The sequence below is a fragment of the Phyllobacterium lublinensis genome (genome assembly GCF_020164435.1).
Taxonomy (GTDB): Bacteria; Pseudomonadota; Alphaproteobacteria; order Rhizobiales; family Rhizobiaceae; genus Phyllobacterium; species Phyllobacterium lublinensis.
In genome coordinates this window covers 114,174-134,415 of record NZ_JAIUDQ010000007.1, presented here as the reverse complement: position 1 = coordinate 134,415, position 20,242 = coordinate 114,174, and the positions used below count along the sequence as shown (strand labels likewise).

General features: G+C 57.5%; 18 protein-coding genes. 7 read left to right on the top strand and 11 right to left on the bottom strand.

The genetic code is table 11. The features are described from left to right. Nucleotides 1-8: 8 nt before the first annotated feature. The 5 genes from K9U38_RS11560 to K9U38_RS11540 form a co-directional block, all read right to left on the bottom strand. On the bottom strand, nt 9-1,307 hold the full coding sequence (locus K9U38_RS11560; RefSeq protein WP_224494477.1) for a cytochrome b: 1,299 nt from the start codon (nt 1,305-1,307) through the stop codon (nt 9-11). A gap of 21 nt (nt 1,308-1,328) precedes the next feature. Next, entirely contained in the window at nt 1,329-1,892 is a 564-nt protein-coding gene (petA, locus tag K9U38_RS11555) for a ubiquinol-cytochrome c reductase iron-sulfur subunit (RefSeq protein WP_224494476.1), read from the bottom strand. A gap of 187 nt (nt 1,893-2,079) precedes the next feature. Then, the gene (locus tag K9U38_RS11550; protein ID WP_224494475.1) at nt 2,080-3,930 is read right to left on the bottom strand and encodes an ABC transporter ATP-binding protein; all 1,851 of its coding nucleotides are present in this window, start codon (nt 3,928-3,930) and stop codon (nt 2,080-2,082) included. 28 nt (nt 3,931-3,958) lie between these two features. Next, entirely contained in the window at nt 3,959-4,372 is a 414-nt protein-coding gene (locus K9U38_RS11545; RefSeq protein ID WP_224494474.1) for an ACT domain-containing protein, read from the bottom strand. A gap of 145 nt (nt 4,373-4,517) precedes the next feature. Further along, entirely contained in the window at nt 4,518-6,365 is a 1,848-nt protein-coding gene (locus K9U38_RS11540; RefSeq protein WP_224494473.1) for an ABC transporter ATP-binding protein, read from the bottom strand. Between the two features lie 341 nt (nt 6,366-6,706). Here K9U38_RS11540 and K9U38_RS11535 point away from each other — a divergent pair, with 341 nt between their 5' ends. Next, nucleotides 6,707-7,183: a tRNA (cytidine(34)-2'-O)-methyltransferase gene (locus tag K9U38_RS11535; RefSeq protein ID WP_224494472.1), complete on the top strand. Its 477-nt coding sequence runs from the start codon at nt 6,707-6,709 to the stop codon at nt 7,181-7,183. A gap of 41 nt (nt 7,184-7,224) precedes the next feature. Here the strand turns inward: K9U38_RS11535 and K9U38_RS11530 are convergent, their stop codons facing one another. Both K9U38_RS11530 and K9U38_RS11525 read right to left on the bottom strand, forming a co-directional pair. Further along, nucleotides 7,225-8,328 carry an ABC transporter substrate-binding protein gene (locus K9U38_RS11530; RefSeq protein ID WP_224494471.1) on the bottom strand — a complete coding sequence of 368 codons (1,104 nt, stop codon included), beginning with the start codon at nt 8,326-8,328 and terminating at the stop codon, nt 7,225-7,227. 222 nt (nt 8,329-8,550) lie between these two features. Further along, on the bottom strand, nt 8,551-8,823 hold the full coding sequence (locus K9U38_RS11525) for a hypothetical protein (RefSeq protein WP_224494536.1): 273 nt from the start codon (nt 8,821-8,823) through the stop codon (nt 8,551-8,553). Between the two features lie 155 nt (nt 8,824-8,978). Between K9U38_RS11525 and hemF the strand changes: the two genes are divergently transcribed. Beyond that, the gene (hemF, locus tag K9U38_RS11520; RefSeq protein ID WP_224494470.1) at nt 8,979-9,893 is read left to right on the top strand and encodes an oxygen-dependent coproporphyrinogen oxidase; all 915 of its coding nucleotides are present in this window, start codon (nt 8,979-8,981) and stop codon (nt 9,891-9,893) included. Between the two features lie 128 nt (nt 9,894-10,021). Next, nucleotides 10,022-10,204 carry a DUF1059 domain-containing protein gene (locus K9U38_RS11515; RefSeq protein ID WP_224494469.1) on the top strand — a complete coding sequence of 61 codons (183 nt, stop codon included), beginning with the start codon at nt 10,022-10,024 and terminating at the stop codon, nt 10,202-10,204. On the opposite strand, the gene K9U38_RS11510 is transcribed toward K9U38_RS11515, so the two are convergent. The 3 genes from K9U38_RS11510 to K9U38_RS11500 are packed head-to-tail and all read right to left on the bottom strand — an operon-like array spanning nt 10,205 to nt 12,725. Beyond that, nucleotides 10,205-11,470, bottom strand: coding sequence for a CCA tRNA nucleotidyltransferase (locus tag K9U38_RS11510; RefSeq protein WP_224494535.1), 1,266 nt, complete (start codon nt 11,468-11,470; stop codon nt 10,205-10,207). A gap of 2 nt (nt 11,471-11,472) precedes the next feature. Next, a complete protein-coding gene (locus K9U38_RS11505) occupies nt 11,473-12,120 on the bottom strand; it encodes a CoA pyrophosphatase (RefSeq protein ID WP_224494468.1) in 648 nt (215 codons plus the stop codon). Then, nucleotides 12,117-12,725 carry a DUF1285 domain-containing protein gene (locus K9U38_RS11500; RefSeq protein WP_224494467.1) on the bottom strand — a complete coding sequence of 203 codons (609 nt, stop codon included), beginning with the start codon at nt 12,723-12,725 and terminating at the stop codon, nt 12,117-12,119. The genes K9U38_RS11505 and K9U38_RS11500 overlap by 4 nt, the downstream gene beginning before the upstream one ends. Before the next feature lie 123 nt (nt 12,726-12,848). Between K9U38_RS11500 and K9U38_RS11495 the strand changes: the two genes are divergently transcribed. Genes K9U38_RS11495 through K9U38_RS11480 form a run of 4 tightly spaced genes read left to right on the top strand, consistent with a single transcriptional unit; the run spans nt 12,849 to nt 19,686 of the window. Continuing rightward, nucleotides 12,849-13,856 carry an AAA family ATPase gene (locus K9U38_RS11495; protein WP_224494466.1) on the top strand — a complete coding sequence of 336 codons (1,008 nt, stop codon included), beginning with the start codon at nt 12,849-12,851 and terminating at the stop codon, nt 13,854-13,856. Beyond that, nucleotides 13,856-14,770, top strand: coding sequence for a DUF58 domain-containing protein (locus tag K9U38_RS11490; RefSeq protein WP_224494465.1), 915 nt, complete (start codon nt 13,856-13,858; stop codon nt 14,768-14,770). The genes K9U38_RS11495 and K9U38_RS11490 overlap by 1 nt, the downstream gene beginning before the upstream one ends. Next, complete coding sequence (locus K9U38_RS11485) at nt 14,767-17,601, top strand: DUF4159 domain-containing protein (RefSeq protein ID WP_224494464.1); 2,835 nt, start codon at nt 14,767-14,769, stop codon at nt 17,599-17,601. The genes K9U38_RS11490 and K9U38_RS11485 overlap by 4 nt, the downstream gene beginning before the upstream one ends. A gap of 3 nt (nt 17,602-17,604) precedes the next feature. Continuing rightward, the gene (locus tag K9U38_RS11480) at nt 17,605-19,686 is read left to right on the top strand and encodes a hypothetical protein (RefSeq protein WP_224494463.1); all 2,082 of its coding nucleotides are present in this window, start codon (nt 17,605-17,607) and stop codon (nt 19,684-19,686) included. Nucleotides 19,687-19,689: 3 nt separating this feature from the next. Here the strand turns inward: K9U38_RS11480 and K9U38_RS11475 are convergent, their stop codons facing one another. Next, complete coding sequence (locus K9U38_RS11475) at nt 19,690-20,202, bottom strand: GNAT family N-acetyltransferase (protein WP_224494462.1); 513 nt, start codon at nt 20,200-20,202, stop codon at nt 19,690-19,692. Nucleotides 20,203-20,242: the final 40 nt, after the last annotated feature.

Here is a 20,242-nt window from a genome sequence, read left to right as displayed (position 1 = left end):
CACGTTTCTCAGCCTTTGGTTTCCGGAGCCGCGGCAATGCCAACGGGTTGGCCGCCGCTCTTGTTCTTGGCAAGCACGGCCTCGGTGATCGAGTTTGGCAAGCGCCGCGGCGTTTCAATCAGGCCGAGCAACGGCATCAGGACAACGAAGAAGCCGAAATAATATGCCGTTCCAAGCTGTGAGAAGATGACATAGAGACCTTCTGCCGGGCGAGATCCGAGCCAGCCAAGCATGATGGCATTGGCGACGAACAGCCAGAAGAACAGCTTGTACCAGGGACGATAGACCGCTGAGCGTACCTTCGAAGTATCGAGCCACGGCACGATGAAAAGCACTGCGATAGAACCGAACATGGTCAGAACGCCGCCGAGCTTGGAGTTGATCGGTCCGATGTTGAAGGTGATTGCGCGCAGCATCGCGTAGAACGGCAGGAAGTACCATTCAGGGACGATGTGGGCTGGTGTCTTCAGCGAGTCGGCCGGGATGTAATTGTCCGGATGACCCATGAAGTTCGGCAGATAAAACACGAAATAGGCGAAGAGGATGAAGAACAGGCAAAGACCGAAGGCATCTTTGACGGTAGCGTATGGCGTGAAAGCGACCGTGTCCGTCTTTGACTTGACCTCGATACCGGTGGGATTGGTCTGGCCGGTCACGTGCAATGCCCATACGTGCAGGACGACAACGCCGGCGATCATGAACGGCAGCAGGTAATGCAGAGAGAAGAAGCGATTGAGCGTCGGATTGTCGACGGCAAAGCCACCCAGAAGCAACTGCTGGATCGGATCACCGATGATCGGGAATGCCGTAAAGAAGCCGGTGATAACCGTTGCCCCCCAGAAGGACATCTGACCCCAGGGCAGGACGTAGCCCATGAAGGCTGTTGCCATCATCAGGAGCAGAATGATGACACCGAGAATCCACAGCAGTTCGCGTGGCGCCTTGTATGACCCGTAGTAGAGACCACGGAAGATATGCACATAGACCGCAAGGAAGAACATCGATGCGCCGTTGGCGTGCAGATAGCGCAGCAGCCATCCGGAATTCACGTCACGCATGATCTTTTCTACGGAGTTGAAAGCGAGGCCGGTATCGGCAGCGTAGTGCATTGCAAGCACCACACCCGTCAATATCTGCGAGACCAGCATTATCGCCAGGATACCGCCAAAGGCATATGCGTAATTGAGATTGCGCGGAACCGGATAGGCAACGAATGAATCATACACCAACCGCGGCAATGGCAGTCGCGCGTCAATCCATTTTTCGATTCCAGTGTTCGGCGTATAGGATGAATGTCCACCGCTCATGTCGTGTCTCCCCGTGGAACCTTAGCCGATCTTGATGACGGTGTCGGAAATGAATGAAAGTGGCGGGATCGCCAGGTTTTCTGGCGCAGGCCCCTTACGGATACGTCCAGCCGTATCGTAGTGCGACCCGTGGCATGGGCAGAACCACCCGCCAAAATCACCTTGCTGACCAAGGGGGATACAGCCGAGATGGGTGCATACGCCAACCATCACCAGCCAGTTTTCCTTTTCTTTGGATGCAGTGCGGTCGGCATCAGTTGCCTGGGCATCGGTTGGCAGATTGGCATTGCGCGCAACCGGATCCTTGAGCTGGCTCAGTTCGACTGCCTTGGCTTCCTCGACTTCCTTGGGTGTCCGATTACGAATGAAAATCGGCTTGCCACGCCATTTGACCGTCAGAGACATGCCTGGCTGAACTGCCGCAACATCAACTTCGATAGACGAGACTGCCAGCGTGGATGCGTCCGGTCTCATCTGATCGATGAAGGGCCAAGCAAAGGCTCCTGCACCGACCACACCGGCCATACCTGTCGCAATATAGAGGAAGTCACGCCGTGTCGGCTCGGTCGTATCGTGTGCGCTCACGGGGCCTGTTCCTTTCCGAATAACAACGCAGCGGGAGAGTCCACTATGTCTGCATAACAGAAGACAGGCCCAAGAAATGGACCTCGCGGAATCCCCAGCATATTGCGTGGTTTCTAAGCATCTCGCTTAAGCTTGTCCAGCCTGACGGCACCATAAGGGCAGGATGTCGCAGGGCTAAGCAGTCGCATCACTCATGCCCGATAAATCCACCGGACTGCCGTGCCCAGAGACCGGCATAGATACCGTTGGAAGTAATGAGCTCGTCATGCGTCCCGCTTTCCACTATCTGACCTTTGTCCATCACCACTAGCCGGTCCAACGCGGCAATGGTGGACAGCCGATGGGCGATGGCAATGACCGTTTTGCCACGCATCAAACGATAGAGACTGTCCTGAATCGCCGCCTCCACCTCGGAATCGAGTGCTGACGTGGCTTCATCCAGTATCAGGATCGGCGCGTCCTTCAGCATGACCCTTGCTATGGCGATCCGCTGGCGCTGCCCACCGGAGAGTTTGACGCCGCGCTCGCCTACATGCGCATCCAGGCCGTGCCGGCCTTTCGGATCGGTCAGGGAGTCGACGAAAAGATCCGCCTGCGCATTCCTGATCGCCTGCCGCATCAATTCGTCCGAGGCGTCCGGCCGCCCATACAAGATGTTGTCACGCACCGAACGATGCAGCAGCGACGTATCCTGGGTTACCATGCCGATATGCGCACGCAGCGAGTCCTGGGTAACCTTCGAAATGTCTTGGCCGTCGATCAGAATGCGTCCGCTTTCAAGATCGTAGAACCGGAGGAGCAAATTGACGAGCGTCGACTTGCCTGCACCGGAGCGGCCGACAATGCCGATCTTTTCACCCGGCTGAATATCGAGCGAAAAATTTTCGATGACGTTTCGGGCAGTATCGTAGTGAAAACTCACCTGTTCGAACGCAATGGCACCTTGCGTGACGCTCAGACTCGACGCACCGGGCCGGTCAACCACCGAGACAGGTTTTGCCAAGAGCTCCATCGAATTCTGGATCGTGCCGAAATTGCGCAGCAGCCCGTTGAGATTGGCCATCATGCGAGTGAGGAGCATGCTCAAACGGAGAACAAGGCCAAGGGTGAAAGCCACTTCACCCGATGATATTTCGCCAGTCAGCCAAAGATCGATGGAAAGAGCTGCGACCGCGCAGATCATGATACCGCTTGTCGCCGCCAGCGAGATGCGGATGCCGCTCAGGCCGCGTGTAAGAGACATGATTGCGGCAAGCCAGCGATCCATGCCACGGCGCATGTAGGCATCGTCGCGCTGCGTCGTCCCGAACAGCTTGAGTGTCTGAATATTGCTGTATCCGTCGACAAGACGTCCCATGACAAGCGAACTTGTTTCTGCCGTTTCCCTTGCCGCGCGCCGAACCCGGGGCAGGAAGTAACGCGCAGTGAACCCGAAGACAACGAGCCAGAGTCCGACCACCGAAGCAAGACGCCAGTCGAGCCTGCCGATCAGGAACAGGGTAGTCGCACAATAGACGAGGCTGAACCATACGGCCTGGAGCAGCGTCACCATGAAATCCCCGAGCGCCTGACCGGCGGCCCAGACCTTTGTTACAATGCGCCCGGAAAAATCGTTCTGGAAAAACGACAGGCTCTGGCGATAGACGAGGCTATGGGCCTGCCAGCGCACAAGATTGTTGAAGCCTGGAACGATGGCCTGTTCTTCCACCAGTGCCGCGAGCGACAGCACGATCGTGCGCCCGATGAACACAGCAAGCAGCATCAGGAGAAGCGCGGTGCCGTGCCGGTCAAGGAGACCCTGCCAACCCTGCGCCCGATCGGCCGATGACAGTATGTCGATTACCTTGCCGACGAACCAGAACAGTCCGGCTTCAAACAGCGCAATGAGCCCGCCGCATACCAGCATGGCGAGAAAGACATACTTTTCCTGCCGGACGTAGAACCACATGAAAGCCAGGGACCGGTTCGGAACGCGATCCGCAGGAGAACTTGCATAGGGGTCTATCCAGCTTTCGAACAGGCGAAAAAGGCGTGTCATTCAACCCACTTCAATGTTGGAGTCCCTGTCATGGTGGCGGTCCGGCCTCTTCGGCCAATCTCTCGAGGATTTGCATTGCCTCATCGGCGCGATCGGCCGGCACAAAGAGGTGATCATGGTAATAAGCCGATACAGGGTTCACACCCATTCCAGCCGCGGCGAGACGCGCCGAGATCGCAGCAAGGAATCCCACCGCCTCGAGCGACGAGTGAACTTCAAGCGTAATCATGCGGCACCGAAATGTTCCCGCAAGCCCGGCGCGGCTGGCTTCCGACTCTTCCAGAATCAGTGTGAAGCCATCCGCCTCACGAAACGTCATGACGGGATGTACGCCAGGCGGAACGGAAAGCCCTCCTGGCAATGTGGCAAACAGATAGGTTCCATCGGTAAGCATCGGTCGCATGCTTGCCAGAAGCTTCTTCAGGTCGGTTTCACCGGGCATCCAGTCTTCCTCCGCCGAAAAGTCTTTGAATTGCCGAATGGTAGAATTAGCTGACGTGACACCGGTATACGAAACGCGTCAACGGCCGGCGAAACACCTTCGAGCGAGTCCTGCCAGCCGTCAAATTAAACTTCGGTTAGTTACGTCACTCAGCTGCTTCCTGATCGTCAAGGCCAAGGAACCCGCCCGATTGTCTGGCCCAGAGTCCGGCGTAGATGCCATTGGCGGCAATGAGTTCATCATGGCTGCCGCTTTCGACAATGCGCCCCTTGTCCATGACGACCAACCGATCAAGCGCTGCGATTGTCGAAAGTCGATGTGCAATTGCAATAACCGTTTTTCCCTGCATCAGACGATACAGATTGTCCTGGATTGCCGCTTCTACTTCAGAATCGAGTGCCGAGGTTGCTTCGTCCATGATCAGGATCGGTGCGTCCTTCAACATGACGCGCGCAATCGCTATCCGTTGACGCTGCCCACCGGAAAGCTTGACGCCCCTCTCCCCGACATGCGCGTCAAATCCGCTCCTCCCCTTAGGATCGGTAGCGGACGCTATGAACCCATCGGCTTGTGCATTCTTGACGGCCTGTAGCATCAGGTCATCGGTCGCATCAGGCCTGCCGTAAAGGACATTGTCCCGGATCGAGCGATGAAGGAGCGATGTATCCTGCGTGACCATGCCGATATGGGCATGCAGCGAATCCTGCGTAACCTTGGAGATATCCTGCCCATCGATCAGAATCCGTCCACTTTCCAGGTCGTAGAACCGCAAAAGCAGATTGACCAATGTCGACTTGCCTGCACCCGATCGCCCAACGAGGCCGATTTTTTCACCTGGGCGAATATCCAGCGACAGACGATCAATGATGCCGGCTCCTTTGCCGTAATGGAAACCGATCGCTTCAAAGGAAATCGCACCGGCGCTCACCTTCAAATCGGGCGCATTCGGAGCATCCTGTACAAGTCGTGGCAACGAAATTGACGTAATGCCATCCTCCACCGTTCCGATGTTCTCGAACAGGGCCGACATTTCCCACATGATCCATTGCGACATGCCATTGAGGCGAAGGACGAGACCGATGCCAACTGCGACCGCACCGACCGATATGGCCGAGCCGATCCAAAGCCAGATGGCAATCCCGCCGACAGCCAGGAGCAACAAGCAATTGAGAGCATAAAGGCCAACGTGAAATCCCGTCACCATGCGCATTTGGGTATAGGCAGTGCCAAGGAAATCCTGCATCCCCTCGCGCGCATAGCTCTCTTCCCGCTTCGAATGCGAGAACAGCTTGACCGTCGCGATGTTGGTGTAGCTGTCGACGATGCGGCCGGTCATGGCGGAACGCGCATCCGCCTGCTTTTCAGAAATTCTCCGTAAGCGCGGGATGAAATAACGCATCAGGCCGACATAGGTGACAAGCCAAACGACGAAGGGCATCATCAGTCGCCAATCAGCCGCGGCGGCAATGATCAACGTGCCACTGAAATAGACGATGACATAGTTGAGCACATCGAGCAGCTTCATGACGGTTTCCCGCACGGCCAGCGACGTCTGCATCAGTTTGGTAGAAATGCGGCCTGCAAACTCATCCTGAAAAAACGTCATCGACTGGCGCAGAAGATAGCGATGAACCATCCACCGGATGCGCATCGGATAATTGCCCAGCAGTGTTTGATGGATGACCAGTGAATCGACAAGCACGATACCCGGCATCACGATGAGTACGACAGCTGCGATCAGCGCGAGCTTCCAACCTTCATCGGCCAGGAACGTTTCGCGCGTATGGTTCGAGAGCCAATCCACGATATTGCCCAGGAACGCATACATCGACACTTCGAGGATGGCGATAAGTGACGTGCAAACTGCCATCACCGCGATCCACGGCCAGACGCCCTTCGTGTAGTGCAGGCAGAACGCCACCAATGTCTTGGGTGGCTCTCCCGGTTCGTCGGGTGGAAACGGCTCGAGCCTTTCTTCAAACCAGCGAAACATCATCAAACCTCATGTGGGAATATCTTTACTCAGACGGCGGACCGAATATCCGGATTGCAGGAGAGCCTCACGACACAATCATGGACCAGACCTGCAGTGGTAATAACGGACGATTGCGGCTGTGCCAGTACGTCGAAAGCTATGCGGGAAGAAGGGCCACAGAACCGCTTGAGGCACCGGACATTGGCCGGTTTGGAAGCAGTCGGGTAATTTCAGGCATCGACACCTCCAAAGTTAGCGTTGCGGTAGGCCCCCTATACCGATTATGAACCCAAAAGGCGAGAGGGCCTATCTAAAGCGCGATGGTCCTTGCGGATGTGTTGCGGACGGAGCACTTTTCATTGATCGACTCAGCACCAGATTTGCGCATCGCACTTTATCAGCCAGACATTCCCGGCAACACCGGCACGATTTTGCGCATGGCCGCATGTTTCGGCATCGCTGTTGATGTCATCGAGCCTGCAGGCTTTGACCTTTCCGACCGATCTTTGAAACGGGCCGGAATGGACTATCTCGAAAAAGCAGCGCTGACGCGCCATGCCGACTGGCAGCAATTTCAGGAATGGCGACTGAGCGAGAACCGGCGACTACTCCTGTTTTCAACCAAGGCATCCGAGCCCTATACCGCGTTTACGTTTCGCAAAGGAGACATATTGCTGCTCGGACGCGAATCGGCGGGTGTACCCGATGATGTTCATCGCGCTGCAGATGCCAGGCTGATCATCCCCATGGCTCCGGGCGCTCGGTCGTTGAATCTCGCGCTTTCAGCGGCAATCGCCGTAGGAGAAGCCTTCAGGCAACTGTCGCTATCGTCATGAAGCCGCCGGTCCGTTGTGGACCGGCGGCAACTTAAGCCGGATCAGTCGATCTGGGCTGCCTTGCCACCTTCCCACTTGTAGAACACGAAAGCGGGCGTGGTCAGGTCACCGGTGCTTGAATAGGTCAGGTCACCGACGACGGTTGGAATCGCCTCACCGGACTTTATCTTTGCCGCAACTTCCGTGGGCTCGGACGAGCCGGCTTTTGCAATGCCGTCGGCAATGACCTGCAGTGCTGCATAGGCATTGAGTGTAAAGGCTTCTGCCGGGATGTTCTTGGCCTGGAGTGCTTCCACAACCTTGGCAGCAGCCGGATTCTTGGTCGGGTCCGCACTGTTGGTGAACAATGTCCCAGCAGCCGCATCGCCGCCAATTGCCCAGTATTCGGTGTTGGACAGGCCGTCTGGACCAATGATCTGCGCCTTGATGCCCTGGTCGCTCAACTGGCGGGCGATAAGACCGCCCTCAGCATGATATCCGCCGAAATAGATGACATCGGCCTTTTCGGACTTGAGGCGCGTGACCAGCGCACTGTAGTCTTTCTCGCCTGCATTGATGCCTTCGAAAACAACTTCCGTAACGCCGCCCTTGTTCAGGACAGCCTTCAGTCCATTGCCGATACCTGTGCCATAGGGCGTCTTGTCGTAGACAATGGCGATGCGCTTGTCCTTGAAATTGTCAAGGATGTATTTGCCGGCAACATCAGCCTGCTGGTCATCGCGCCCGCAGGTGCGGAACACCGTCTCGAGACCCCGCGTCGTGAGGTCGGGGGTCGTTGCCGTCGGCGTGACCATGACGATGCCGTTCTCGGCCAGAACATCCGAAACCGGCATGGCAACGCCCGACGTTACCGGACCGACAACGAACTTGATACCTTCGCCAACCACCTGGTTCGCTACCGAAACGCCCTGCTTCGGTTCACCGGCGTCGTCGAAAATCTTCGTGACGATTTTTTCGCCCTTGATGCCGCCCGCGGCGTTGATTGCCTCGGCGGCACTTTCAACGCCGTTCTTCACCTGCAAGCCATAGGCCGCAACCGGGCCCGTAACCGGTGCGATGATGCCAACCAGGATGTCAGCCTTGGCAAACGACGTCATCGCCATGACAGCGGCCAACGCGACGCCCGATATCAGTGATAAGCGCATGGTTTCCTCCTTGAAATTTTCTTGTGCGTCCGGTCGATTCTCCGGTGCTGGCAGAGTTCTACTGGCTTTGTATTGGGCTGTCAGCAATGATTGATAGAAATTCTGCGTGAACGCCGGAAAATCTGATAAATCTCCGAGAATCGGAGCATTTTTGCCTCCAACTGATCAATTTTTTAAAGAAAGCCATCAATTTTATTGTTGAATCTTCGTTTTTTGCTGTTTTTAGTCCGCATTTGGTAGGCGGCGCATCGTGAACTCGATGATATCGCCGGGCCGCTCGTACCAGCTTTCGATTTCGGTCCAATAGGCAGCTTTCGGGTATTGCTCAAACCACTCGCGGGCCTTTTCGCGTGCAGCCAGTCGGGGCAATCGGAAGCTCTCCCTGACAAATGCGCCACGCTGCTGGTTGGCGCCCTCGCGGCTTTCCTTCAATCTCTTGCGCAAGCCGTCAAGCGGCGGCTTTGGAAACTGCGACCGGGGCGCTTTGGAGGCCATCTCGTATCCCTCACTGAACCCTACAATGACAGAGACTAGGGAGAGTTCCGGCAGAAAACGAGTCATTTTTTGTGCATTTGATATTTGAGTAAACATACCTGCCTTTTGGCAAACAGCCGATGTGATACTGTCCGCCTCAAAAAGGATTCTTTGCCATGGACCGCCCCGATATTCCCGCCGTTCTTCCAGAAGCGCTTGATGACAAGAAAGCTGCCGCCACCGCATGGTTCGCAGAGCTGCGCGACAAGATATGCGGAGCGTTTGAACAGTTGGAAGACGAGCTGGATGGACCGCTGTCGGATCGCGCTGCTGGTCGGTTCAAGCAAACGCCGTGGCAACGTGATCAAGGCAAGGGCGGAGGCGGCATCATGTCCATCATGCACGGACGTGTATTCGAGAAAGTCGGCGTTCATATCTCGACGGTGCACGGCGAGTTCAGCCAGGAATTTCGCAAGCAGATACCGGGCGCCGATGAAGATCCGCGTTTCTGGGCATCCGGCATTTCCTTGATTGCCCATCCGCAAAGCCCCTTTGTGCCTGCGGTACACATGAACACGCGCATGGTGGTTACCACACGGCAGTGGTTTGGTGGCGGCGCCGACCTGACGCCAGTGCTTGACCGCAAGCGCACTCAGGACGATTCCGATACGGTTGCCTTCCACAAGGCGATGAAATTCGTCTGCGACAAGCATGCGGCAGTCGCCAATCATGAAAAGTTCAAGGCCTGGTGCGACGAGTATTTCTACCTTCCCCACCGCAAAGAACCACGTGGGACTGGCGGTATCTTTTATGATTGGCTCCATTCCTCGGAGGAGAACGGCGGGTGGGACGCCGATTTCAATTTTACACGCGATGTTGGTAGGGCCTTCTCAGTTGTCTACCCCTATCTCGTACGCCAGAATTTCAATCGCGATTGGACCGACGCGGACCGTCAGGAACAGCTTGTTCGACGCGGCCGCTATGTGGAGTTCAACCTGCTCTACGATCGCGGCACGATCTTCGGACTGAAAACCGGAGGCAACGTCGATTCAATACTTTCCTCTATGCCGCCGACAGTCAAATGGCCCTGATCCGGTATTTTTAGGGATCAAACTTCGCATCGATGCGTTATGATGCTTGCTGGTGCGGTGAAGGCCGCGCCTTGTCGAGCGAGCGCGTCAGGCAAATGTTTGCGGGCTCACAACAGGGAGAAAAGGCCATGAAAGAGCTTCATTGCATTGTTCCCGGTTGCCAGTGGCACACACGTCACGACACCGAAGCTGAAATCATCCGCCGCGCCACAGAACATCTTCGCGAGACCCACGGCGAAGGCGTTATTCGTGAGCAGATGCTTGAAACGATCAAGGCGAATATTCAGCCCGAGAAAGGCCGAGCCGCCTGATCAGGCTTTCCCCACATAACCGGGAATTTTGGCAAGCAGATCATCGCGCGTAAGGGTGAAGCCTGATTGGATCCATTCATCTTCAAGCGCGCGATGCACTTCGCCAATTGCAGGTCCTTTGTCCAGTCCGCTGTCAAGGATGTCGCCGCCAGACAGCGGAAATTTGGGCCGTTCGTAACTCTCCAGGAAAGTCAGCAGCTTCGAAAGATGTCCGGCACGCATCATCGCGGCGTTATCGTTGATTGCGTCAGCGCGAGCCGAGGCAAGTGAAAGCCGGAGGCGGTCACCCATGCCCTGGTCGTTGCCCCGGTAAAGCTTCTTGGCAAATCCTGCCTCGGAGATTTCAGGTTGCGGCGGCGGCGTGGTTGCCCAGTTGTTGAGCCGATCACGCTCATTGTTTGAAAGTTTCAGACGTGACGCGAGTTCGTCAATGCGTTCGGTGCTCGGCGGTATCATGCTTGCAAGGCGCAAGAGCGGGTCGACATCCCAGTGAAGATCCTGCTCGGTTTTCACAAGGCCGTGGATCGCATCGATTCCCCATTTCTCGCTCTCCGGCAGGATCGCGGTCAGAACGCCCGCCTGTCGCATCCAGAGAAGGGCACGTGAAGGATCGGGCGCAGCCAGAAGCTTCTTCAATTCCGACCAAACCCGCTCGGCCGAAAGGCGGGCGAGACCATCCTTCAATCGGGCGCAAGCCTTCAGCCCTTCGCTTTCTGGACGTCCTTTTCCATACCAGGCAAAAAAGCGGAAGAACCTCAGGATGCGCAGATAATCCTCCCGGATGCGTTGCTCAGGATCGCCGATAAACCGTAGCATACGGCTTTCGATGTCGGCCAGGCCCCCGACGGGATCGATGATCGTCCCGTCGGCCTCGACATAAAGCGCGTTGATGGTGAAATCGCGCCGCCGCGCATCCACTTGCCAATCGCGCCCGAAGGCGACTTCTGCGTGGCGGCCATCGGTATCGACATCAACCCGCAGGGTCGTAACCTCATAGGGGTGCTTTTCCGCAATCACCGTCACGGTACCGTGCTCGATACCGGTCGGTACAACCTTAAAACCAGCCTCTAGTGCGCGCCGCGCGGTTTCCTCCGGTAAACACGTGGTCGCAATATCGAGATCGCCGACAGGCTGGCCGAGGAGCGTGTTCCTTACAGCACCGCCAACGACACGTGCTCCCTCCCCCTGTGTGGACAGCACTGCCAGCAGCTTTTGCAGGGACGCATCTTTGAGCCACGGGGCTCTGTCGGCTATGGAAACAGGTATGCTCAAGCATAGAGCCTTTCATAAAGCGTGCGAATGATTCCTGCGGTAACGCCCCAGATGAATCGATCGCCAAACGGCATGGTGTAATAGAACCGTTCCTTGTCCTGCCATATGCGGCTCTCCCGGCGATGATTGGCAGGATCCATCAAGAACGACAACGGCACTTCGAAAACGTCGGCGACCTCGGCCGGATTTACCGCCAGTTCAAAAGGCGGATGCACCAATCCCAGGACAGGCGTTATGGAGTACCCGGTCGTTGTCAAATAGCGCGGCAAACGCCCGATGAGTTCGACGTGGCGCCCTTCGAGTCCAATTTCCTCGTGGGTCTCGCGTAACGCCGCTTTCTCGGGCTGATAGTCATCTTCAGGGTCAATCGCCCCACCGGGAAAGGCCACTTGACCAGAATGCTTGCGCATATTGGCCGTGCGCAGCGTGAGAATGACGCTTGCTTCATCGCCGCGATCAACGATCGGGACCAGCACAGCAGCATCCCGCAGCGGATTTGCAGCGATCAAGGCATCCAGATCCGGATTGAGCAGATGATCGCCGTGATCCTTGTCCAGCGTTTCGTTGCCCTTGACCGCGACACGGCGAGCAAATGCCCGGGCGGAGAATCCAGATTCGAGAGTTCCGGGTTGCGATAGAATCATAGGCTTTGCTTTTCCAGTTCAGCCGCAGGCATGATTGGGAAGATCTCGCCGCCCGACTGCACCGCGAACATGGTTTCGCCATCGACAGCGATGTCTTCCCCGTGACTGACCAGTTCGTACATGACCGGCCGTGCAAGCAGCGCCTCCAGCCGCCCCCTGACAAGGACGTATGGCTTCAGCCCGCCATTGGCCTCATCGATGACAAAGCGCAAGGGATTGTCAACGCTGGCTTCAACAACATCGCCCACATTCGTGCGAAACGTCATGATCTGTTCCCGGCCCTGGCCCGATACGTTGAGTTCCACTGCCAGAAAAGGCGCATCCTCAACGCTTATGCCCACTTTCTCGACGGGGGTCACCAGATATGTCCTTCCATCACTGTCCTTGCGCAGGACCGTGGAGAAGAGGCGCACCAACGCTTGCCGGCCGATAGGCGTGCCCATGTAGAACCACGTACCGTCAGCTTTGATTTCCATATCGAGATCGCCACAAAAGTCAGGATTCCATTTGTCGACGGGTGGCAGGCCTTTGCCTTGAGTCGCCGCGCGTGAAATCAGCGCCTCAAGTCCGCCTGGGCTCTGCAAACTGCTTTCTGTTTCAGCCATAGCTTGCCCTTTTTTCTGTAGACGTCACGAAATAGTCAACGTTGGACCGCTTGTCTGCATGTCATAGTGATTTAGATTCATTTAAGAAAGACTCTGAGCAGATACCAGCGGCGAGGTAAGCCCATGACCCTGATTAAACCCGAGGCAACATCCGATCCCAAGGCCATGATCGCCGAGGCGGAACGCGCACTGGCCGACATTGCCAAGATAAGGGGGGGTATCGGCACCGTCATCTTCGGTCAGGAAAGTGTCATAGAACGAACGCTCGTGGCTTTGCTGGCCGGCGGGCATGCGCTTCTGGTTGGTGTCCCGGGGCTGGCCAAGACGAAGCTGGTGGAGACCTTGGGGACTGTACTCGGGCTCGACGAGCGCCGCATCCAGTTCACGCCCGACCTCATGCCATCCGATATTCTCGGATCGGAGGTCATGGAACAGGATGATAATGGCAAACGCTATTTCCGCTATGTCAAAGGGCCGGTCTTTGCCCAGCTGCTAATGGCTGACGAAATCAACCGCGCATCGCCGCGTACGCAATCGGCGCTGTTGCAGGCGATGCAGGAGTATCACGTAACGATTGCGGGCGAACGCCATGATCTACCCCAGCCTTTCCACGTCCTGGCGACGCAGAACCCGCTGGAGCAGGAGGGAACCTACCCGCTGCCGGAGGCACAGCTCGACCGGTTCCTCATGCAGATCGATATTCTCTATCCGGAACTTGAAGCAGAAAGACGTGTTCTGCTTGAAACCACGGGTGTGTCCGAAGCAACGGCGGAGACGATCATCGATGCGGATCGACTTCGCGAGATGCAGCAGTTGATCCGGCGCATGCCGGTGCCGGAAGGCGTCGTCGATGCCATTCTCAAACTGGTGCGCTCCGCACGTCCTGGCGCTGACAACGAGATTGCAAGAAAATTCATATCATGGGGTCCGGGGCCGCGCGCCAGCCAGGCCCTGATGCTCTGCTCGCGCGCCCGCGCGCTTTACGACGGCCGCCTTGCTCCTTCGGTGGATGATGTGAAGGCGCTCGCCGAGCCGGTACTTCAGCATCGTATGGCGCTGACCTTTGCTGCTCGCGCCGATGGAATGAACGTTCGCGATGTCATAGCCAACCTGACCAAGGTTGCTCTGTAATGGCAGCCATTGGCGAGCAGGTTCGGCGGACCGACACGGGTGACGCGTTGGCGCGAGCCCGCCAGCGTGCGGCCCTTCTCCCGGATCTTCTCGTCGAGGCGCGTCGTATCCTCAATACCGTTAATACAGGTTGGCATGGCCGGCGCAAAAGTGGTGTCGGCGAAAGTTTCTGGCAGTTTCGCCCCTACACAGAGGGTGAAGCCGTGGCACGAATTGACTGGCGCAGGTCAGCCCGTGACGATCGCACCTATATCCGCGATCAGGAATGGGAGGCTGCACACACCGTATGGCTGTGGTCCGATCCATCGCCATCGATGCTGTACAAGTCAGAACAGGCGCAGGTATCGAAGGAGTCACGTGCGCTCGTTCTTGTCCTTGCATTGGCCGAGCTTTTGTCACGCAGCGGTGAGCGTATCGGGTTTCCCGGGGTAACCGACCCTTCGTCGGCCAGAAATGGCGCCGAGCGCCTGGCAACCCTGCTTTCGCACACTGCCATCCTCGCCCCCAAGCCCGATCTCAGCAAGGTTCGCCGGTTTTCCGACGTTGTCATCGTCAGCGATTTTCTCGACCCTGTCGAGGAGACGCTCACAGTCCTGCAGAAGCTCGCCCATGACGGCGCGCGCGCCCATCTGATTGAGGTGTACGATCCGGCTGAAGAAGAATTTCCCTATCGGCGACGGACGGAGTTCATCGATCCAGAAAACGGGACATCGCTGACCTTTGGTCGGGCCCAGGATTACGCCGAAGATTACAGGCGTCTGTTTTTTGCCCGCCGCGATACGCTCAGTTCCTTTTGCAAAAGAATTGGCTGGAGCTACACTACCAACCGCACGGACCGGCTGGCTTCTGATGCCCTTGTATCGGTTCACATGAACATGACCGCCAGTATCGGTTATCAGGGAGGACCCACATGAGTGCTCTCCCGCTTGCATTTGGCGCCCCTGCTATCCTTCTCGGCCTGGTCATCCTTCCGCTTATCTGGTGGCTGCTGCGGGTGACCCCGCCTCGGCCAATGAAGGAAATCTTCCCACCGCTCAAAATCCTGGCGCAGTTGCTCAAGAAGGAAGAAACACCGAACAAGAGCCCGTGGTGGCTGACTTTGCTGCGACTCCTGCTTGCCGCCTTTGTCATTCTGGCGCTGTCCGAACCCATCTGGAACCCGCGCCCCGAAACGCTGACGGGGAAGGAACCTGTCGCCATCCTGCTCGATAATGGCTGGTCTTCAAACGAGGAATGGATCGCGCGCAAGGAAACAGCAGAACGGCTGATTGCTGATGCGGCTCATGCGGGCGCGCTCATCTACATCCTCGGCACGGCCGAAAAAGCCAATGCAGACATTGGCCCCTTCGATGCCAATGCCGCACTGGAGCGGCTAAGGGCGTTGACGGTGCGCCCGATTCCCGTTGATCGTCCGGCTGCTTTTGCGCGCCTGAAAACAGCCCTAGCAAACGTTTCCGGAACGCGAATTGCCTATCTGAACGACGGCGTCGACACGCCCCGATCGGCAGAAGCGCTCCAATCGCTCCAGGATGCAGGCGTTGCGTCCATGATATGGTATGAGCCGTCGATCTCGTCGCTGGTTGCCATACGCCAAGCCGTGAACAATGCAAACGGTCTGACGGTCCGCGCAGTACGGCCAGGCAATGATCGCGGCCAGAGCGGCGTCACCATCGGCGCCTTCGATGAAAAGGGCCGCCGTATCGCGGAGACGGGTCTTGTTTTTGGCGCTGGCGAGGCAACTGCCGAGGCCGTCATCAATGCACCGTTTGAATTACGCAACGATTTCCATACGTTGCGGGTTGATGGAACCGCCCAGGCCGGCGGAACCTACCTGATTGACGACAACAATAAACGGCGGCGGGTTGCCCTCATTTCCGGATCGGAAGCGGATATTTCCCAGCCGCTGCTTTCGCCGCTCTACTACATTTCACGGGCTCTTGAGCCCTTTGCTGATCTCCTGCGCCCACGTAATGCAGAACTGGTGCGGGCGGTACCGGAACTGCTGGAGCAGAAACCGTCGGTTGTCATCATGGCCGATATCGGCAAGCTTCCCGCGGAAACAGAACAGATATTGTCGGATTGGATCAACAAGGGCGGCACGCTGGTGCGCTTTGCCGGACCACGCCTGGCGGGCAATAGCGAACTCGATCCCCTCTTGCCCGTAACGCTGCGCAAGGGCGAACGATCCTTGGGCGGAACCCTGTCCTGGAAGGAATCGCAGCCCGTCGCCGCATTCCCGGAAAACGGCCCGTTTGGGGGGTTGCCAACCCCGCAGGATGTAACGGTGACGCGGCAAGTGCTCGCCGAGCCTTCGGCCGACCTTTACGACAAGAGCTGGGCCAATCTAGCGGACGGCACCCCCCTTGTAACCGGAGAGGCGCGCCAGCGCGGCCAGCTTGTACTGTTTCACGTCACCCCGGAAGCAACCTGGTCGAATCTGCCGATAAGCGGCAGTTTTGTCGACATGCTGCACCGTATCATCTCATTGTCCAACAGTTCCGGACCCGCAGCAGGCGATACGCGCGAAAGTGGCTCTGCCGCCTTGCCGCCATACCTTACGCTGAGTGCCGAAGGCACACTGGTGCCGCCAAATGGAGATACCAAGCCCTTGCTGATCAGAAGCGGCACAATCCCGCCTGTGAGCTTTGATAATCCGCCCGGCTTCTACGGTGTCGAGGATGCCATGATGGCGTTCAACCTGTTCAAGCCGGATGGCGAAATCAAACCGCTGATAAGACCGGAACTGACGATGCCCGTGATGACCGCCCGATACGCGGTCGATGAATCGGTACCGCTTCGCGGGCCGCTTTTTGCGCTCGCGTCACTGCTGCTTGCCCTGGATGCAATCGCAATCCTGTGGCTCGGTGGCCATTTGCGCCGACGCATACGCCCTGCGAGCGTCGCCGCATCCTTGGCCATACTGGCGCTGGTGGCCGTTCCGGGCTTTGGGCCGCCACCCGCTCTTGCCCAGCAAAATGATAGTAAATCCGGCGATCAATTCGTCCTTGAGGCGGTTAATGTCACCCATCTCGCCTACGTTATAACCGGAGATAGAGCTGTAGACGACGTCAGCAAGGCGGGACTCTCCGGCCTGTCCAGGGCCCTCACCGACAGCACCGCACTGGAGCCCGGTGAACCTATCGGCGTTGATCTGGCAACCGACGAACTTGCGTTCTTTCCCCTGATCTACTGGCCGATCGATGCCGCAGCCCGAATGCCGTCTCCGGAAGCCATCGCCAAGATCGACGCCTATATGCAGCAGGGTGGAACCGTACTTTTCGATACCCGCGACCAGGATGCGGCGGCAATCAACTTCGATAATTCGACGACACCGTCCAATCAAAGGTTGAGGGATATCCTCGGAGGTCTCAACATACCGCCGCTCGAACCGGTCCCAAGCGATCACGTTCTAACAAAATCCTTTTACATACTGCAGGATTTCCCCGGGCGGTACCGCGGTAGCCCGCTTTGGGTTCAGGCATCACTTTCGACTGAGACCCGCGCCGACCGGCCAGTGCGCGCCGGTGATGGCGTTACGCCGATCATGATAACCGGGAATGATTTTGCCGGTGCATGGGCCATAAATGCTGATGGGTCGCCTCTGCTGCCAACGATACCCAATGACCCCATGCAGCGCACCTACGCCTATCGCACCGGCATCAACATCGTCATGTACATGCTGACTGGCAACTACAAGTCGGATCAGGTGCATGTGCCTGACCTCCTCGAACGGTTGGGGAACTAGGCGATGTATCTCTCCCTGGATTTTCAGCCACTTGTTTCAAGCACGCTGCTGGCGTTGCTGCTGGTGCCGTTGTTCCTCCTGACGATGGCCGGGATTTTCTTTCGCCAGCGCGGCAGTCTGATTCGACTTTTGGCGGTCATGGCCTTCGCGATGGCGCTGTTCAATCCGATCGTCGTCAACGAGGAGCGCGAGCCGCTGAAAAGCGTTGTGGCCGTCATTGCCGACCGCAGTCAGAGCCAGGATATCGGCAATCGCACGGCCGACACCGATGCGGCACTCAAACAGGTGCAGACGGCCCTTGCCCGTTTGCCGCAATTCGAAGTTCGAACTGTCGAAACCGGCCGCGCCAGTGAAAGCGACGATGCAACGTCAACCCGTCTGTTCCAGGCGCTGAACGGGGCGTTTCGCGACGTCCCGCCTGCCCGTGTCGGCGGTGCCATCATGATTACGGATGGCCAGGTTCATGATATCCCCGCCAACCCAGCGGGCCTTGGCTTCAATGCGCCCGTCCATGGCCTGATAACCGGGGTTCCAGACGAAATCGACCGGCGGATTCAGTTTGTCCGCGCCCCTCGCTTCGGGTTGACCGGCAAGCCCCAGGAGATGACCTACAAGGTCACGGGTGCCGGCGAACAGCAGGGCAGCCGCGCCCGCGTGCGCGTTCGGGTCAACGGCACTGAGGTCAACAGCGAGGATGCCATCGTCGGCGAGGAAATGCCGCTGGAGGTGACATTGCCGCGCGCAGGCGTCAATATTGTCGAAATCATCGTGGATTCGCTCCCCAACGAGTTGACGGAAGTGAATAACCGGGCCGTCGCCATGGTGGATGGCATTCGTGAAAATCTGCGCGTCCTGCTCGTGTCGGGCGAACCCCACAATGGTGAGCGCACGTGGCGTAACCTGCTCAAATCCGACGCATCTGTAGACCTTGTCCATTTCACCATCCTGCGGCCGCCCGAGAAGCAGGACTCCACCCCGATCAACGAGCTTTCGCTTATCGCCTTTCCGACGCGAGAGCTTTTTGTCGACAAGATCGAGCAGTTTGATCTGATCATTTTCGATCGCTATCAACACCGCGATGTGCTGCCGCTGCTCTATTACGACTACATCAATGACTATGTTCAGAAGGGTGGCGCCCTGCTCATTGCAGCCGGCCCCGAATTTGCTGGCAACATGTCGATCGCCAATACGCCACTTCTATCAGTCCTTCCTGCGACGCCGACAGGCAATATTGACGAGAAAGCCTTCTACCCGCGTCTGAGCGAGCAAGGCAAACGTCACCCAGTGACACGTGGACTTGAAGGCAGCGCACAGGAGCCGCCAAACTGGAGCCGCTGGTTCCGGGTCATCGACGTAAATCCACCTGACGGCAATGTCGTCATGAATGCTGGCGACAGGCCGTTGCTGGTCCTGAACCGTATGGGCGAAGGCCGTGTCGGCATGTTCCTTTCCGATCAAGGCTGGCTCTGGGCACGCGGCTTCGAAGGCGGCGGCCCGCATGCGGCCCTGTACAGACGAATTGCCCATTGGCTGATGAAAGAGCCTGATCTGGAAGAGGAAGCGCTGACCGCAACCGGCAGCGGCCGCAACCTCGAGATCCATCGCCAGACAATGAAGAAGACTGCCGACCCTGCCAGCATTATTACGCCATCGGGCAAAACACTGTCAGTTCCCCTGACCGAGACAGAGCCCGGCGTATTTACCGCTACATTGCCGACCGATGAAATCGGTCTTTACCAGGTCGCGAACGGAGACCTGACAACCCTTGCGCACGTTGGACCTGTGGACGCGCCGGAATTTGCTGACAATGTTTCCACCACGGCAAAGCTCGACCCCCTCGCCCGGGAAACGGGTGGCGGTACCCGCCGCCTGCGCACCGACGCGGATCAGAGCACAATCGAAGTGCCCAATATCGTTGCCTCCCGTGGCATCGCGAGTGCCAGCGGAGACAACTGGATCGGGCTGAGACCCACCAACGAAACCGTCCTCAAGAGTGTCGACCGTCTGCCGCTGTTTTCTGGCTTTCTTGGCCTTGCTGCAATGATTCTCGTCCTGGGCAGCATGTGGTACCGCGAAGGAAAATAAGCTTCAAATCCCGCCGGAATGCGCATGACGCACCTTGCCCGCAACATCGTACAGGGCGCGGGGTTTGAGTTCACAGGCCAGGAACCGTGCCGGATCGACTGGCGCGGGCATCTCGATCTGGTGACCCGAAATCTGGCGAAACCCAAAGGGCGCATAGTAGGGCTCGTCACCCACCAGAATAACTAGGTCATGACCGGCCAGACGGGCAGCTTCCATGCTCGTTCGCATGAGCGCAGCTCCAATACCCTGATTCTTCCAGGCCGGGCGGACGGCTAATGGCCCGAGGAGCATGGCAGGCGTGGGGCCGATCAGAATCGGGGTCAACCGGATCGACGCAATCACATGCTCGCCGTTCAGCGCGACGAAGGACAGGCTCCGGTCGTGTGGGCCGCCCTCACGAATCCGGTAGGCAGCACGGGTGAAGCGCCCGGGACCAAACGCTTCCCTGTTGATCTCTTCTATGACGACATCATGCACCGGCTCTTCCGGCGCATAGGCCACGACATGATTCAGCATGCTAGGTATCTTTTCGAAGGAGTAGACAATCGCCTTGGGC